The sequence below is a fragment of the Vibrio sp. SCSIO 43136 genome, assembly GCF_023716565.1.
Taxonomy (GTDB): Bacteria; Pseudomonadota; Gammaproteobacteria; order Enterobacterales; family Vibrionaceae; genus Vibrio.
In genome coordinates this window covers 478326-496038 of the sequence record NZ_CP071848.1, presented here as the reverse complement: position 1 = coordinate 496038, position 17713 = coordinate 478326, and the positions used below count along the sequence as shown (strand labels likewise).

The window sequence follows — 17713 nt, the reverse complement described above, 5'->3', positions numbered from 1 at the left end:
ATTCCCCCCCCCTTCTCTAACCACTTCCCACATTCTCTGCTGAAAACTTGACCATCCTTGCGATTGCATATAGCTTGTAAAGTTGGTGTAAATAAAATGCTTACAATTTATTGCACTATTTATAAGCACAATAAAAACGTACAACATATTGAATTAAATTAAATTTTCGGCGCAATGCCAGTGCCATCATTGGAAAGCTCAACGCCTGTGATGGGTTGGTGTTACCACCTCGCCGTGGATTAGTCAGTCATTCGCAGCATCGCTGCAAGCAAAGGGAGAATTGCTATGGCGCTTTATGATCCACTCCTCGAAAAGGATAACTGTGGTTTTGGTTTAATCGCTCATATGGAAGGGCAACCAAGTCACAAGTTGGTTCGTACTGCAATTTCCGCACTCGATCGCATGACCCACCGTGGAGGCATCGCTGCCGACGGTAAAACAGGCGATGGTTGTGGTCTACTACTTCAAAAGCCGGACAGCTATTTCCGTCTCATCGCCCAAGAACAAGGTTGGAACCTAGCCAAACAATACGCAGTGGGTATGATTTTCTTAAGCCCAGATAACGCTAAAGCCGCAGCAGCCAAACAGATCATCAATCAAGAATTGGCGCAAGAAACGCTGACGGTTGTCGGTTGGCGAGAAGTACCAACTAACTCAGAAGTGCTCGGCCCGATCGCCGCAGACTCCTTACCAACAATTGAACAAGTATTCATCTCAGCACCAGCGGGCTGGCGTGAGCAAGATATTGAACGCCGCTTGTACATCGCCCGGCGTCGAATTGAAAAGCAGCTCACCGAAGACAAAGAGTTCTATGTCTGTAGCTTGTCCACTCAGGTGATCGTTTACAAAGGCTTATGTATGCCTGCTGATCTGCCTCGATTCTATCTGGATCTTGCCGATCTTCGAATGGAGTCAGCGATCTGTCTATTCCACCAGCGATTCTCCACCAATACTCAGCCACGTTGGCCTCTGGCTCAACCATTTAGATACTTGGCACACAACGGGGAAATTAACACCATTGAAGGTAACCGCCAGTGGGCACAAGCGCGAAGCTATAAGTTCGCATCTCCCCTGCTGCCAGACCTTCAAACTGCCGCACCTTTTGTTAATGAGAGTGGTTCGGACTCCTCTAGCCTAGATAACATGCTGGATCTATTTTTATCCGGCGGTATGGATATCTTCCGAGCAATGAGAATGTTGGTGCCACCTGCGTGGCAAAACCACCCCGACATGGACAGTGATCTGCGTGCTTTCTACGACTTTAACTCTAAACACATGGAGCCGTGGGATGGTCCTGCGGGCATTGTACTTTCTGATGGCCGCTACGCTGCTTGTAACCTCGATAGAAATGGCCTGCGCCCAGCGCGCTATGTGATCACCAAAGATAAACTGATCACCTTGGCATCAGAGGTGGGGATTTGGGATTACGCCCCTGATGAAGTTGCGGACAAAGGGCGAGTTGGCCCCGGTGAGCTTTTGGTTGTCGACACTCAAGAAGGCAAATTGTGGCTATCGGATGAGATTGATAACGATCTCAAGCAGCGCCACCCCTACCAAGAGTGGATGCAAAATAATGTCCAACGCCTGACGCCATTTTCAGAGCTGGATGACGAGCACGTCGGCAGCCGTAGCTTTGATGATCTTAAGCTCAAGGTCTACCAGAAACAATTTGCAATGAGCAATGAAGAAGTCGACCAAGTGATGCGAGTTATGGCCGATATGGGCCAAGAAGCCGTCGGCTCTATGGGCGATGATACCCCGATGGCGGTGCTCTCTTCTCGTGAGCGTTTAGTCAGCGACTATTTCCGCCAAAAATTTGCTCAAGTCACCAACCCACCAATAGACCCATTGCGTGAAAAACACGTCATGTCTCTGGCGACCAGTATTGGTCAAGAGATGAATGTATTTTGTGAAACTGATGGTCATGCTCACCGCGTCACATTTGACTCCCCGGTGCTGCTTTATTCGGACATGAACCAGCTATTAGATCTGGACGATGATCACTATCAAGCGACCCAACTAGACGTCAATTATGATCCAATGTTGAATTCGCTAGAACAAGCGATTGAACGATTATGTGATGAAGCTGAAGATGCTGTCGAACAAGGTACAGTGCTGCTGATATTGTCCGACCGAGAGATTGAAAAAGGCAAGTTGCCGATCCCTGCCGCCATGGCAGTGGGCGCTGTGCAAAATCGTTTGGTGGTGAAAAACCTGCGCTGTGATGCCAACATCATTGTCGAAACGGCATGTGCCCGAGATCCACACCAGTTTGCGGTGTTGCTTGGTTTCGGTGCTACCGCCGTTTACCCATACCTGAGCTATGAAGTGCTCGGTAAAATGATCGACGATGGCACGCTCGATAAGAGCTATCGAGAGGTGATGATCAACTACCGCAATGGTATCGATAAAGGTCTGTACAAGATCATGTCTAAGATGGGAATTTCTACCATCGCCTCTTATCGCTGCTCACAACTGTTTGAAGCGGTTGGCCTTCATAGCGATGTTGTCGACCTTTGCTTTAAAGGGGTTGCGACCCGTATTCAAGGCGCTGCATTTAGCGACTTTGAACAGGATCTACATAACTTATCACGCAAGGCTTGGGCAAAGCGCAAGCCAATCGATCACGGTGGCTTACTCAAATACGTACATCAAGGCGAGTTTCATGCCTATAACCCTGACGTGGTTAGTAAACTACAAACCGCAGTGAAATCGGGAGATTCTCAGGACTATCAAAGCTATGCCAAACAGGTCAATCAGCGCCCTGCTGCCATGCTACGTGACTTGATGGGGCTAAAAACTGCGAAAAAACCACTGCCACTCGAAAAGATTGAGCCCACCAGCGATCTATTCAAACGCTTTGATTCGGCAGCCATGTCAATTGGTGCGTTAAGCCCAGAAGCGCACGAAGCTTTAGCGACGGCGATGAACCGTTTAGGGGGATACTCGAACTCCGGCGAGGGAGGGGAAGACCCACGCCGCTTTGGCACTGAGCGTAACTCCCGCATTAAGCAAGTGGCCTCTGGACGATTTGGCGTTACGCCTCACTACTTAACGAATGCAGACGTGCTGCAAATCAAAGTCGCTCAAGGTGCAAAACCAGGTGAAGGCGGACAGCTGCCAGGACACAAAGTCACTGCAGAGATCGCTAAATTGCGTCATTCAGTGCAAGGGGTCACTTTGATTTCCCCACCACCTCACCATGACATCTACTCGATTGAAGACCTTGCGCAGCTGATCTTCGATTTAAAACAGGTTAACCCACAAGCCTTAGTATCAGTCAAACTGGTTTCAGAACCAGGCGTTGGCACCATCGCAACAGGGGTGGCTAAAGCATACGCCGACCTCATCACCATCTCGGGTTACGATGGCGGGACAGCGGCCAGTCCGCTAACTTCGGTGAAATACGCAGGTAGCCCATGGGAGCTTGGGCTTGCCGAAACCCAGCAAGCCTTGGTCGCCAACGGACTGCGCCATAAAATTCGCCTCCAAGTGGATGGCGGGTTAAAAACCGGATTAGATGTCGTGAAAGGCGCTATTTTGGGTGCAGAAAGCTTTGGATTTGGTACGGCGCCAATGGTAGCAATGGGATGTAAATTCTTAAGAATTTGTCACCTCAATAACTGCGCAACTGGTGTTGCAACCCAAGATGAAACGCTGCGACGCGACTACTTTAAAGGCCTACCCGAAATGGTCGTCAACTACTTTACCGGATTGGCTGAAGAAGTTCGTGAACTGCTTGCTCAGTTAGGTGTGGAAAAACTCACAGACTTGATTGGTCGCACCGACTTACTCGAAGCGCTTCCAGGTTTAACCGCTAAACAGACCAAGCTCGACTTGTCGGCCATTTTGCAGCAGCCCGTGTCACCATTAGGCCATCCGCTGTACTGGACCTCACCGAATGCCCCATTTGACAAGGCAGAGCTCAACCAAACCATTTTGGATGATGCCATTGAAGCAATAGAAAAACAGCACACACTGAGCCTTTATTATGATGTAAGGAACACAGACCGCTCAATCGGTGCAAGACTCTCCGGTGAGGTTGCCAAGCGCTTCGGCAATGGCGGTGTCGCAGGGTCTCCTATCAAGCTGCATCTCAATGGTACTGCGGGTCAATCCTTCGGTGTTTGGAATGCGGGTGGTATCGAGCTGCACCTCACAGGCGATGCCAACGACTACGTGGGTAAAGGCATGGCAGGCGGGCTTATCAACATCCACCCCCACGTGGGCACGGCGTTTAAATGCAACCAAGCGACTATTATTGGTAACACTTGTTTGTATGGTGCTACGGGCGGAAAACTGTTTGCCGCTGGTACTGCGGGCGAGCGTTTCGCCGTGCGTAACTCTGGTGCTATTTCAGTCATTGAAGGTGCTGGTGATAACGCCTGTGAGTACATGACGGGTGGGGTCGTTGCCATACTCGGTGCAACTGGTGTGAACTTTGGTGCGGGCATGACGGGCGGCTTTGCTTACGTGCTCGATGAGAAACAAGACTTTGCCGGGCGTGTTAACCAAGAGTCTGTAGAGACAGTGTCCTTGGCAAGCCTGCCAATCCATCAAGAGCATCTAAGAGGCATGATTGCTGAGCACCTAGAGCATACTCAATCGAGCCATGCAGAACAGATTTTGGCAGACTTCGACCAATGGATTCCGAAGTTCTTCTTAATCAAGCCAAAAGCGGCAGACTTAAATACTCTGCTTGGTCATCAAAGTCGCAGCGCTGCAGAGCTGCGCGTTCAGGCACAGTAGAAGGAGCGCATTATGAGCCAGAACGTTTATCAATTTATTGACGTGCAGCGTGTCGACCCGGCCAAAAAGCCACTCAAGATACGCAAAATAGAGTTTGTGGAAATCTACGAACCCTTTACCAAACAACAAGCACAAGCTCAATCCGACCGATGCTTAGACTGTGGCAATCCTTATTGTGAATGGAAGTGTCCAGTCCACAACTACATACCTCAATGGCTAAAGCTGGCCAATGAAGGGCGAATCATAGAAGCAGTAGAGCTTTCTCACCAGACTAATTCTCTGCCAGAAGTGTGTGGGCGAGTCTGTCCGCAAGACCGACTGTGTGAAGGTTCCTGTACCCTAAATGATGACTTTGGCGCCGTCACCATAGGTAACGTTGAAAAATACATTACCGACAAAGCCTTTGAGATGGGCTGGAAGCCAGACATGTCTCAGGTCGAATGGACAGATAAAAAGGTCGCTATTATCGGTGCAGGTCCGGCTGGCCTCGCTGCCGCTGATATCTTAGTTCGCAATGGTGTCAAACCTGTCGTCTTTGACCGTTATCCTGAGATTGGTGGCCTACTCACCTTTGGTATCCCCTCCTTCAAATTAGAGAAAGGAGTGATGGAGAATCGCCGTCGAATCTTTAGCGAGATGGGCATCGAATTTCGTCTTAATGTTGAGGTGGGTAAAGACATCTCAATGCAAGAATTGGTCGATGACTATGATGCTATCTTCCTCGGTGTCGGTACCTACAAAAACATGCGAGCTGGGCTTGAAAATGAAGAGGCTCAAGGCGTTTACGATGCCCTGCCATTTTTGATCTCCAATACCTACAAAGTGATGGGACTCGCTCATGATGAACCTTTCCTTGATATGAAAGGCAAGAAGGTGGTGGTTCTAGGTGGTGGCGATACGGCAATGGACTGTGTTCGCACTTCAGTACGCCAACAAGCAAGCAATGTTATTTGTGCCTACCGCAGAGATGAGGCCAACATGCCAGGTTCTCGCCGTGAAGTAAAAAACGCCAAGGAAGAAGGCGTGAAGTTTATGTTTAACCTTCAGCCATTAGGTATCGAAGTCGGGGCTAGTGGTGCGGTCACGGGTGTCAGAGTGGTTAAAACTGAGCTCGGGGAGCCAGATGATGCGGGGCGCCGTCGCCCACAGCCTATTGAAGGCAGTGAGCACACCTTAGCGGCAGATGCGGTGATCATGGCATTCGGTTTCCAGCCCCATGCCATGGAATGGCTTGAACCCTATAACGTTGATCTAGACCAATGGGGTCGTATCAAGGCGCCTGCACAAAGCGAATACGCCTTCCAGACCAGTAACGAGAAAATCTTTGCTGGAGGCGATGCGGTTCGAGGATCTGACTTGGTAGTGACAGCAATCGATGAAGGTCGCAAGGCAGCTGAAGGAATATTGGATTACTTAGATATTTGATTTTGCAACTTAAAAGCGAGTATCAAAGAGCTCTCCCCCAAAGCTAACCACTTAGAAAGGGGGGAGCCTTTTTCACTTCCTTTTATACGCCACCAACAATTATAGGAAATTACTATGCGTTACTCATTTCTACTGCTTCCGGGCACAATCCTGCTGCTTGCGGGTTGCACTGGGTCCCCACCAACTACTGAGCGCAGTACGGAAATGTGCGATGACCGACCACGTTGCGTTTCAACCCTCGACAGCCGCGAAGATTTTAACCTTGCGCCATTTAACCTTGCCGACGGCGTCACGCTAGACCAAATTGAAGCCGTCGCCCTGACGCTGCCAAATGCAAAAACAGCAGCAAAATCGGACAACTACCTTCGAATTGAATACACCACCAAGATCATGCGCTTTGTTGATGATATGGAGCTTGGTATTCAAGATGGCCAACTCGTTTTACGCTCAGAGTCTCGCTTAGGTCACTACGACTTTGATGTGAACCGAGAGCGCGCAGAAGCATTGCGTGAGAAATTACTGGAAGCTGGGCTTGTGCTATGACGGGCAAATAAGCCGTGATAGAATTTGCCCCAACAATTAAATGACTTAACAGAGAAACGTTATGAAACTTGGCATTATTGGTGCAATGGAACAAGAAGTTGCGATCCTAAAAGCAGCGCTGGAAAACTGTACTGAAGAGCGCCGTGGTAGCAGCACCTTCTACACTGGCCAGCTTAATGGCCTTGAAGTGGTATTGCTTCAATCGGGCATTGGTAAAGTAGCCGCTGCGGTAGGCACAGGCCTAATGCTTGAGTTATATAAACCTGACATGGTGGTTAACACCGGCTCTGCAGGTGGTTTTGACAGCTCACTAAACCTAGGTGATGTCGTTATCTCTACCGAAGTTCGCTACCACGATGCAGACGTACGTGCATTTGGTTACGAAATTGGTCAGATGGCAGGCCAACCAGCAGCTTTTGCATCTGATGAAAAACTGATGCAAATAGCGCAAACTGCACTTGAGCAGATGGAAGATATGCACGCTGTTCGTGGCTTGATTTGTACTGGCGACGAGTTTGTTTGTAGCCAAGAAAGCAAAGAGTTTATCCGTACTCATTTCCCGTCAGTTATTGCAGTGGAAATGGAAGCAGCAGCGATTGCGCAAACTTGTCATCAGTTTAACGTGCCATTTGTGGTTGTTCGTGCAATCTCTGATGTTGCAGACAAAGAGTCACCTATGAGCTTTGATGAGTTCTTGCCACTTGCTGCAAAGAGTTCATCTGAAATGATCATTAAGATGGCGGCACAACTGAACTAACTTTGGATGGTAATGCCTGAACCATTAACTCATTTTTATGCCAATGGCGCCCTACTGGTTATGTGGGGCGCATTGGTATTTCACTATATCTTACCGATACCTTATCAAGCGCACCCTGTTCGCTTATGGCGAAGTTTCGCCTTGATATTGTCCGACAAAGTTAATAGCAACCATAGTTACCAACAGAGTATCGTCTCTGGGGGTATGGCATGGCTGCTAATGATTTTTCCTACTTGGTTACTGCTATGGGCGCTAAAACCTCTGGTTTGGCAACCTCAGTTATTTGATTTAGCCCTACTGCTGATTGCACTCGGTTGGCGAAACAATGAAATACTGGGCAAAAAGCTGATTCGCTACTTGAGTCAGGAGAACAAAGCCAAAGCAAGACAAGCATTGGAACCCTTCTTAAACCGAGAAACAGCACCACTGTCTCAACTTGGGCTAGGCAAAGCCGGGGCTGAGACTTTGTTGATAGGCTTTTCGCGCAACGTCATTGGTGTTTTGTTTTGGTATGGACTTTTAGGCGCTCAAGGTGCGCTGTTATATCGCCTCAATGCTGAGCTTGCTCGTGTTTGGTCCCCAAGTCGTAAAGACTACCAACCATTTGGCCTGCCCGTCGTTCGAGTTCAAGCAATGCTCGACTATCTTCCTCTGCGACTGTTCGCTCTATTCATCGCTATTGGTGGCAACACTGCTCGTACGTTAAGCATGATGCGTGAACAGGGGAAAAGCTGGCCAACGCCGGGACCGGGCTGGCTGATTGCCGCTGTCGGTAATAAATTCGCACTGTCATTGGGCGGTCCTGCTATTTACAACACCATCAAAAGTGTCCGGCCAAAAATTGGCGGCCGAATTGCACCTGCCGCCTTCCATTTAGCTCAAATTCAACACTTAATGGCTTGGCGTGCCTGTGTCTGGCTGTTGTTACAAAGCCTTATTATGGCCGCTGTATATCAAGGATTTTAATCATGTTTCGAGCCATTATTTTGGGGCTAATACTGATGTCAGCTTCTACCCATGCTGACGTTGCCAAACGAGTCATCAGCTTGAGTCCACACGCAACTGAGCTTGCGTTCACCGCAGGGCTCGGCAAGTATTTGGTAGGTGTAAGTGAGCGTAGTGACTACCCTGAGCAAGCCAATCACATCGAACGAGTCGCCAACTATCAAGGCATTAAACTTGAGCGAATTATTGCCCTTAAACCTGATTTAATCGTCGTGTGGAAAAATGGCAACCCAAGCAAAGAAATCGCAAAGCTTGAACAGTTAGGCTTCAATATTGAGTACACTGAAACAGGCTCACTGGAACAGATCGCATCCAATATAGAAAGGCTTAGCCAATACAGCGAAAACCCGAAACAAGGTATGCAAGCTGCCCAAGACTTTCGAGATAGCTTGGCCGCGTTAAAGCAGAAATACCAAGTCGATAAACCGGTACGATTTTTCTACCAGCTCAACTCCAGTCCAATCATGACCGTGGCAAAAGGCGCTTGGCCAAGTGATGTGTTTAAGGTTTGTGGTGGCGAGAACGTATTTGAAAATGCTGCCGCATCTTACCCACAAGTTGGAAAGGAACAAGTAATACTCGCAGCCCCAGAAGTGATATTTTTTTCTCGCCATGGCATGGCGCACCTCAACACTTGGTCTGACTGGCCGCAGATCCCTGCGGTTGCGGATGCACAACTTTGGTCACTTAACGCCAGCTGGATCAACAGACCAACGTTACGTACGTTGAAAGCCATTGAAGAAGTATGTGACTACTTCGAACAAGCCCGATTAAGTAAATCCCAATAGTTTGACGTTAATTTGATATAAAACACCTTGAGCGGCGATGAATTTCGAGTATGATGCGCTCGCACTGTACAACTCATCACCAAATTGAGGACCTATCCGAATGGATGACACTCTTTTATATCTTCTAGACTTGTTTGGCACAGCGATTTTTGCCATCTCTGGCGTATTATTGGCTGGCCGTTTAAAAATGGACCCATTTGGTGTGTTCATCCTAGCCGCAGTAACGGCGGTTGGCGGTGGTACCTTCCGAGATATGGCGCTTGGTGCAACCCCAGTTTTCTGGATGACTGACACCCTGTACCTATGGACGATTATCGGCGCATCCGTGCTGACCATGCTATTTGTACGCAGACCAAAGCGTATTCCTTGGTATGTTCTACCTGTTTGTGATGCGATCGGTTTGGCGGTATTTGTTGGCATCGGTGTGGATAAAGCGCTCTCTTACCAAGACTCAGCACTCGTTGCTATCCTGATGGGGATCAGCTCGGGTTGTGGCGGCGGCATTATCCGTGATGTACTGGCACGTGAAATTCCTATGGTACTGCGTAGCGAAGTTTACGCCACGGCGTGTCTTGCAGGTGGCTTAGTTCATACTGGCGCACTATTCTTTGAGTTTGATAGCTCAACCGCCCTACTTGCCGGTATTTTTACTACCCTAAGCATTCGACTGGCAGCGATTCGTTGGCACTTGTCTTTGCCAACCTTTGCTCTAAAGTAAACGACAACTCGATAAATAAAGCGCTCCCAGAGCGCTTTATTTTTGCCCATAACGACATAGTAAAGAGTTTTCTTTACTATGTCGTTTTTGTTTATTACATTAGCTGCATAACATCAAATAAGGATATCGTTATGGCTAAGGTTGCTGTTATCTATTTTAGTAAGGCTGGAAGCTGTCACCAGCTGGCTCTGCAAGTCGCTGAAGGCATCTCACAATGTGAAGAGGCAAGCCCTGTGCTTATTCGCATCGACCCAAAAGACATTGTCGAAGGCCGCTACGAGAACGAGCAAGTTTTTGAACAATTAAAACAGGTAGATGGCATCATCTTTGGCTCACCGACTTACATGGGTAGCGCTGCCGCACAATTTAAAGCCTTTATGGATGAAAGCAGCAACAGTTACGTCAATCGAGAGTGGGACGGGAAAATCGCCGCCGGCTTTACTTGCGGTGGTAGCATCAATGGTGAACAAGAACAGACCTTGCTCGGCTTTTTTGTCTTGGCTTGTCAGCACGGTATGGTATGGGCAGGCCTTAATACCTCTAAGCACTTCGACTCCCTAGGCTTAAACCGCCTTGGCAGTAATATTGGCCTTACCGCTCACTTTATACAAACCGGAGAAGCTGATCCAAATGATCTTGCAACCGCTCGCTATTTGGGGCATCGAGTTGCACAGCTTTGCCAAAAGTAATCAGGCAAAATGTTGCTGCCAAAGCAGCTTGGTCGCCATCGCCATCGACATAACAATGACTAAAGGGCGAATCCATTTTTGACCTTTAGAGATCACCACTTTAGCGCCAAATCGAGCGCCAATAAAACCGCCCACAGCCATCACTAACCCAACCTCCCACACGGGTAATCCTGCGAGAGCAAAAAACAGTAGTGCGGCAATATTTGAAGTGAAGTTAAGAACCTTGGTTTTTGCGGTGGCATCTACTAGCGACAACCCACCGAGCACTACAAAACACACCGTGAAAATTGACCCGGTTCCTGGGCCAAAAAAGCCATCATAGAAACCCACTCCACCGCCGACACTCAGTGCAAACATCGCCTCGGAAAGCTTGGCTTTTCCTGATTGTGCTTGGGTCTTTGGTGCCAGCAAAAAATAGAGTGAAATAGCAATCAGTAATAGCGGAATTAAACTTGTGAGCACACTCGCATCAATGTATTGAACGGCCTCCGCACCAACCACAGCGCCAATAAAAGTACATACGATCGAGGTTCGCATCTGCTTAAGGTCGACCAAACCATTTCGGACGAAATAGTAACTTGCCGAAAAACTACCAAACGAGCTTTGCAGTTTGTTGGTGGCAAGGGCTTGGGTTGGCGTCATCCCAGACGCAAGCAAGGCTGGTAGAGTGAGTAAGCCACCACCACCCGCCATCGCATCGATAAAACCGGCAGCACCCGCAACCAAAAATAAAATAGCCAATAACTCAAACGTCAGTTCCATCGATATTCAACCTGTTGTTATTCAGCTTGGCAGCCTAACAGTTTAAATAGCGATAAAACAGAGAAAAGTTATTGGCTATAGAGAGTTAACAAGGACTCAACGGCTCGCTAAGTCCTTACTCGTCATTACCAGTTGAGCTGGAATGTTGCTTTAACAGTACGCCCATCACCGTAAATAGCGTTGTGCCCACAGCCACCACGTAGATACTCTTGGTTGAACAGGTTACTCACGTTAACACGCACGGCACCATCAAGTTTATTGCTCATAGGGATGCGGTGGGTATAACCGAGATCGACGAGTGTATATGCAGGTTTGTTGAACTTCTCATACGGGTCTCCGAACTTCTGACCTTCGTAGCGAGCTCCAATATGAACATTATTCATGTCATTAATTTGGTAGTTGGCCCAAACACCCGCAGCAACCTTAGGTGCATCTTTTGCGCGTTTACCAGCAAGCTTAGCATTTGGAGTTTCAATGTAGCGAGCATCCAAAAGCATCAGATTAGACTGCAAAGAAAGTTTATCTGTTAATTGGCCATCGACTGACAGCTCCAAACCACGGTGGCGAACCGAGCCATCTTGCTTGATAACCTTCTTGCTGCCCGTACCATCGTGCTCTACAACCTTGTTATTTTTTTCAATATTGAACAAAGCCGCAGTAACTAACATTTGACCATCAAAGTATTCTTTCTTGGCACCAAGTTCAAATAACTCCCCTCGCTCGGCATCAAGCTCTTGCCCAGCATTCTCATACTTAGGAGCAACTGGGTCCTTTGGTTCAAAGCTTTGAGAATAAGTTAGGTACACTGAAGAATCGTATGACGGCGAATAAATAACCGCTGCTTTAGGCAGTACGTTGTTGCTGTTTGAGTTAGAGGTTTTTTCTTGATCGAAACGAACCCCTGCGAGAACACTCCACTGATCGTTAACCTCGACATAATCTTGCACGTAAAGACCTAGCGTTTCACGCTCGAACTCATTTGCTTTGCCGTTACGGTAGTCGAGATCGCTCGGCTTATTGATAACCTTATTATCATCGATACTAAGGTCTCCAATCTTACCAAGGCGATGTTGCTGCTTGACCGTGCTGTAATCGACATAGCTTGCACCCACTAATACCTGATGCTGCATACCCGCAAGAGATAGATCGCCTTTAAAGTCTAAAAAGGCAGTGTCAGCTTTAAAGGTCTCGTAGGTATCTTGAGCCATCACACGCCAGGTACGTGTGGTTGGATTATAAATAGGGTTCGAAGAACTTTCGTTAAAGATCTTACCCCAGTTGCTTTCGATAGTACGACGTGTAGTGTTTTGTCGATTTAGCCCAGTACTCACCGCCCATTGATGGGTGAGTGCGTAATCCACGGTCAGGCCAATATTCTCAACATCACTTTCACGCTTAGCCCAAGGCATATCCCAAACGAAATCTTTAGTGCCTACCAATTTGCCGTCAATGAACGCCGAGCCCATATCAACGTGCCCATTGTCTTGCGTGCGGTCATAGATGAAACTTACTAGACCTCTATCGCCAAGGTCAGCCTCGACAATAACACCACCGACTAGGCGCTCACTTTCTAATGGGGAGCCATCTTTGTGACGACGGTAGCTTTCTTGTGTCGACTTAGAAGCAATCAAACGCGCACGAACCGTTTCATCATCATTTAGAGCACCACCGATGTCCATCATGCTCTTAAGGTGATTGTGCGCTCCAAATTCTTGATGAAGGTTGACGTGAAAGTCAGACTTCGCACGTTTAGTGACGAAGTTGATCATGCCACCCGGTGTCGACTTGCCATACAGTAGCGATGACGGACCTTTAAGTACCTCAACACGCTCGTACAGCTCTATAGGCAACATGTAGTTAGCTAGGTGGAACTGACCATTACGCAAATAGCTCTGATCGGGTTCTAACTCAAAGCCACGCATGATGAAACGCTCACGATTACGGCGAGTATTACCAGCCGATATACTTGCATCGTTCTTAAGTACATCACCCAGAGTTTGAGCGCCTTGCTCTTCCATCAGCGACTCATCAAATACAGAGATCGATCCTGGAGTCTCTAGTTGAGTAGCCTCTACCTTCATTGAAGAAACGTTTTCTGCTTGGTAACCGCTTTGCTTACCAACCACTTGCATTTTTTCTTCTTGCTGGCCATCTGCAAATGCGCCTGTAGAAAGTGCCGCAGCAACAAGAACCACTGAAGTTTTTAGTTTCATGGGTGATTTTCCACCATCTATTAAATGAGAATAATTTTTAATAACAAATTTCTGGCGCATTTATAGCACAAGGTTTAAAATCAAACTACAATTGAAATTGATAATTATGCTCATTTACAAACTTGACAGAAGTTTGTTTTATCCTCCGAGAGATAGTTATTTACCACTGCTATATATCGACAAAAAGAAGAGTCCTATGAACAAACTAACGCTGATTGCCGCTTCCCTGCTTATCTGTGCAACGACGGCGCAAGCTGCTAACACCTCTCCATTTCACTGTGCTGGTACCAACAAACGCAACGTATTGTGTGAAGCGTATTTTGATGACAGTGTTTCAACAAAAGGAGCGATGGTAAGCGTCATTTCACCTAGTGGTGAGGTATACGTACAAGGTGAAGTAAACAAATACTTTGAGTTTGAATTTGATCGCCCTAAAGGTGATTACCAAGTGATCCTTAGCGGTGTAGAAGGCAAGCCAGAGTACCGAGTAGAGGGTGCTGACATTTACATTCCTTGTAACTGTAAGTCTAAAAATAAGGGTTGATTGAGCGGGAAACGGGAAACGGGAAACGGGAAACGGGAAACGGGAAGCGGGAAGCGGGAAGCGGGAAGCGGGAAGCGGGAAGCGGGAAGCGGGAAGCGGGAAGATTTCACCTATCGTAATATCATGTCAACTCATTCCCATGCACCTTAGCAGCCTTAGCATAGAGGCACCTTTTCACCGATTACCGATTACCGATTACCGATTACCAAACATAAAAAAGCCCGCTCGAATGAGCGGGCAATGAGGTTGTCAAATAAGCCTCTAGGGCTTACTGATTATTATGCTTGGTCAGCTTTCACTTTAGCGTGTAGTTCTTGTACTGACGTTACTGTCGCTTTTGCGTCAGCTGTGTGAGCCATTGCTGTTGCGAATGCTGCGTTTAGCGTAGTGGTGTAGTTCACCTTCTCTGCTAGAGCACCACGACGAAGTACTTTAGAGTCTTCAATCGCTTGACGGCCAGCTGCAGTGTTCACGATGTAGGTGTACTCATTGTTCTTGATACGGTCAAGAATGTGAGGACGGCCTTCGTGTACCTTGTTTACTAGACGTGGGTTGATACCCGCTTCGCCTAGGATAACTGCTGTACCGTGCGTTGCGTCTAGCTGGTAGCCAAGCTTAGTAAGCTTAGATGCTAGGTCTACAACACGCTGCTTGTCACCTTCACGAACAGATAGTAGCGCACGGCCACCTTCTGGGTAGACGTTGCCACAACCAAGTTCTGCTTTAGCGTATGCTTCAGCAAAGGTCGCACCAACACCCATCACTTCACCTGTAGAGCGCATTTCTGGGCCCAATAGTGGGTCAACGCCAGGGAACTTGTTGAATGGTAGAACTACTTCTTTCACTGAGTAGTAAGGTGGGATGATCTCTTTAGTGAAGCCTTGTGACTCTAGAGATTGGCCCGCCATTACACGTGCAGCGATTTTCGCAAGTGGTGCACCTGTTGCTTTCGATACGAAAGGAACCGTACGTGCAGCACGTGGGTTTACTTCGATTAGGTAAACCTTGTTGTTCTTCACAGCAAACTGGGTGTTCATTAGACCACGTACACCTAGCTCAAACGCTAGCTTCTCAACTTGCTCACGCATTACATCTTGGATTTCCTGGCTTAGAGTGTAAGCCGGAAGTGAACATGCAGAGTCACCTGAGTGAACGCCCGCTTGCTCGATGTGCTCCATGATACCGCCGATTACAACACGCTCGCCATCACAGATAGCATCAACGTCAACTTCTACTGCGTCATCTAGGAAGCTATCAAGAAGTACTGGAGACTCGTTTGATACGCTTACTGCTTCGTTGAAGTAGCGACGTAGGTCTTGCTCGTCGTATACGATTTCCATCGCACGACCACCTAGTACGTACGAAGGACGTACAACTAGTGGGAAGCCGATCTCACGTGATTTCTCAACTGCTTGCTCAAGCGTCGTTACCGTTGCGTTGTCTGGCTGTAGCAGACCTAGGCGGTCAACAGCGACTTGGAAGCGCTCACGGTCTTCTGCACGGTCGATTGCATCTGGGCTAGTACCGATGATTGGCACGCCAGCTGCTTCAAGAGCACGAGCAAGTTTCAGTGGAGTCTGACCACCGTACTGAACGATAACGCCTTTTGGCTTCTCAACACGTGCGATTGCTAGTACGTCTTCCAGAGTTACTGGTTCGAAGTACAGACGATCTGATGTGTCGTAGTCGGTAGAAACAGTCTCAGGGTTACAGTTAACCATGATAGTTTCGTAGCCATCTTCACGTAGTGCTAGAGATGCGTGTACACAACAGTAGTCAAATTCGATGCCCTGGCCGATACGGTTTGGACCGCCGCCAAGAACCATGATCTTGTCTTTGTCCGTTGGGTTCGCTTCACACTCTTCATCGTAAGATGAGTACATGTATGCTGTGTCAGAAGAGAATTCTGCCGCACAAGTATCCACACGCTTGTAAACTGGGTGGATGTCGTGAGTGTCACGTAGGCGACGGATTTCGCTTTCTGCTACACCAAGAATGCTTGATAGGCGAGCATCAGAGAAGCCCTTACGCTTCATCTTGCGCAGAACGTCTTTAGTTAGACCTGCAAAACCACCCGCTTTCACTTCTTGCTCTAGTTTCACAATCTCTTCGATTTGAACTAGGAACCAGCGGTCGATTTGCGTCAGGTTAAATACGCCATCTACTGATAGACCCGCACGGAATGCATCTGCGATGTACCAGATACGCTCTGCACCAGTCTCTTTTAGCTCGTGACGGATCTTAGATAGTGCGTCTGGAGAATCTAGGTCAACCATCTCGTCAAAGCCGTTTGCGCCAACTTCTAGGCCACGTAGCGCTTTTTGTAGAGATTCTTGTTGGTTACGACCGATTGCCATTACCTCACCAACTGACTTCATCTGAGTCGTTAGACGGTCGTTAGCACCTGCAAACTTCTCAAAGTTGAAGCGAGGGATCTTAGTAACAACGTAGTCGATAGTTGGTTCGAAAGATGCTGGAGTCTTACCGCCAGTGATGTCGTTCTGCAGCTCATCTAGAGTGAAACCTACAGCCAGTTTTGCTGCGATTTTAGCGATCGGGAAACCAGTCGCTTTAGATGCTAGCGCCGAAGAGCGAGATACACGTGGGTTCATCTCGATGATAACCATACGGCCATCTTTCGGGTTGATACCAAACTGTACGTTCGAGCCACCAGTCTCTACGCCGATTTCACGTAGTACTGCTAGCGATGCGTTACGCATTAGCTGGTATTCTTTGTCTGTTAGGGTCTGCGCTGGTGCAACTGTGATTGAGTCACCAGTGTGGATGCCCATTGGGTCGAAGTTTTCGATAGAACATACGATGATACAGTTGTCCGCTTTGTCGCGAACTACTTCCATCTCGTACTCTTTCCAACCGATCAGAGATTCATCGATTAGAAGTTCGTTAGTTGGAGACAGATCCAGACCACGACGACAGATCTCTTCGAACTCTTCTTTGTTGTATGCGATACCACCGCCCGTACCACCCATGGTGAACGAAGGACGGATGATACATGGGAAGCCAACCATATCTAGTACAGCGTATGCTTCTTCCATTGTTTTCGCAGTGTCAGCACGTGGACATTCAAGGCCGATAGACTTCATCGCTTTATCGAAGCGTGAACGGTCTTCTGCTTTGTCGATAGCGTCTGCTGTAGCACCGATCATTTCAACGCCGAACTCTGCTAGTACGCCGTGCTTCTCAAGATCGAGTGCACAGTTAAGTGCTGTCTGACCACCCATGGTCGGTAGTACCGCACATGGACGCTCTTTTTCGATGATGTTACGAACCACTTCCCACTGGATAGGTTCGATGTAAGTTGCATCCGCCATGTCTGGGTCAGTCATGATAGTTGCAGGGTTCGAGTTCACTAGGATGACTCGGTAACCTTCTTCACGTAGCGCTTTACAAGCTTGTGCACCAGAGTAGTCAAACTCACATGCCTGACCGATAACAATCGGGCCTGCACCAAGAATCAGAATACTTTTTAAGTCAGTACGTTTTGGCATTCTTATCTACT

Annotated in this window: 12 protein-coding genes; 9 read left to right on the top strand and 3 right to left on the bottom strand. The window is 48.0% G+C overall.

The features are described from left to right. Window positions 1-285 precede the first annotated feature (285 nt). The 8 genes from gltB (at window position 286) to J4N39_RS02455 (ending at window position 10674) form a co-directional block, all read left to right on the top strand. Window positions 286-4749 carry a glutamate synthase large subunit gene (gene gltB / locus J4N39_RS02490; protein ID WP_252021610.1) on the top strand — a complete coding sequence of 1488 codons (4464 nt, stop codon included), beginning with the start codon at window positions 286-288 and terminating at the stop codon, window positions 4747-4749. A 12-nt stretch (window positions 4750-4761) separates the two neighbouring features. After that, the gene (locus tag J4N39_RS02485) at window positions 4762-6174 is read left to right on the top strand and encodes a glutamate synthase small subunit GltD family protein (RefSeq protein ID WP_252021608.1); all 1413 of its coding nucleotides are present in this window, start codon (window positions 4762-4764) and stop codon (window positions 6172-6174) included. Between the two features lie 114 nt (window positions 6175-6288). Next, window positions 6289-6717 carry a DUF1499 domain-containing protein gene (locus J4N39_RS02480; protein ID WP_252021606.1) on the top strand — a complete coding sequence of 143 codons (429 nt, stop codon included), beginning with the start codon at window positions 6289-6291 and terminating at the stop codon, window positions 6715-6717. A 61-nt stretch (window positions 6718-6778) separates the two neighbouring features. Next, the gene (mtnN, locus tag J4N39_RS02475; RefSeq protein ID WP_252021604.1) at window positions 6779-7474 is read left to right on the top strand and encodes a 5'-methylthioadenosine/S-adenosylhomocysteine nucleosidase; all 696 of its coding nucleotides are present in this window, start codon (window positions 6779-6781) and stop codon (window positions 7472-7474) included. A gap of 12 nt (window positions 7475-7486) precedes the next feature. Further along, window positions 7487-8440, top strand: coding sequence for a cobalamin biosynthesis family protein (locus J4N39_RS02470; protein WP_252021602.1), 954 nt, complete (start codon window positions 7487-7489; stop codon window positions 8438-8440). A gap of 2 nt (window positions 8441-8442) precedes the next feature. Next, a complete protein-coding gene (btuF, locus tag J4N39_RS02465; RefSeq protein ID WP_252021600.1) occupies window positions 8443-9267 on the top strand; it encodes a vitamin B12 ABC transporter substrate-binding protein BtuF in 825 nt (274 codons plus the stop codon). 100 nt (window positions 9268-9367) lie between these two features. Further along, on the top strand, window positions 9368-9985 hold the full coding sequence (locus tag J4N39_RS02460; RefSeq protein ID WP_252021598.1) for a TRIC cation channel family protein: 618 nt from the start codon (window positions 9368-9370) through the stop codon (window positions 9983-9985). 125 nt (window positions 9986-10110) lie between these two features. Next, window positions 10111-10674: a flavodoxin family protein gene (locus J4N39_RS02455; protein ID WP_252023588.1), complete on the top strand. Its 564-nt coding sequence runs from the start codon at window positions 10111-10113 to the stop codon at window positions 10672-10674. Here J4N39_RS02455 and J4N39_RS02450 read toward each other — a convergent pair whose 3' ends face one another. Both J4N39_RS02450 and J4N39_RS02445 read right to left on the bottom strand, forming a co-directional pair. After that, window positions 10675-11436 carry a TSUP family transporter gene (locus J4N39_RS02450; RefSeq protein ID WP_252021597.1) on the bottom strand — a complete coding sequence of 254 codons (762 nt, stop codon included), beginning with the start codon at window positions 11434-11436 and terminating at the stop codon, window positions 10675-10677. It abuts the gene before it with no gap. Window positions 11437-11561: 125 nt separating this feature from the next. Next, window positions 11562-13649, bottom strand: coding sequence for a TonB-dependent siderophore receptor (locus J4N39_RS02445; RefSeq protein WP_252021595.1), 2088 nt, complete (start codon window positions 13647-13649; stop codon window positions 11562-11564). Between the two features lie 196 nt (window positions 13650-13845). Between J4N39_RS02445 and J4N39_RS02440 the strand changes: the two genes are divergently transcribed. Then, on the top strand, window positions 13846-14193 hold the full coding sequence (locus J4N39_RS02440) for a hypothetical protein (RefSeq protein WP_252021593.1): 348 nt from the start codon (window positions 13846-13848) through the stop codon (window positions 14191-14193). A 278-nt stretch (window positions 14194-14471) separates the two neighbouring features. On the opposite strand, the gene carB is transcribed toward J4N39_RS02440, so the two are convergent. Next, the gene (carB, locus tag J4N39_RS02435) at window positions 14472-17702 is read right to left on the bottom strand and encodes a carbamoyl-phosphate synthase large subunit (RefSeq protein WP_252021591.1); all 3231 of its coding nucleotides are present in this window, start codon (window positions 17700-17702) and stop codon (window positions 14472-14474) included. Window positions 17703-17713 lie beyond the last annotated feature (11 nt).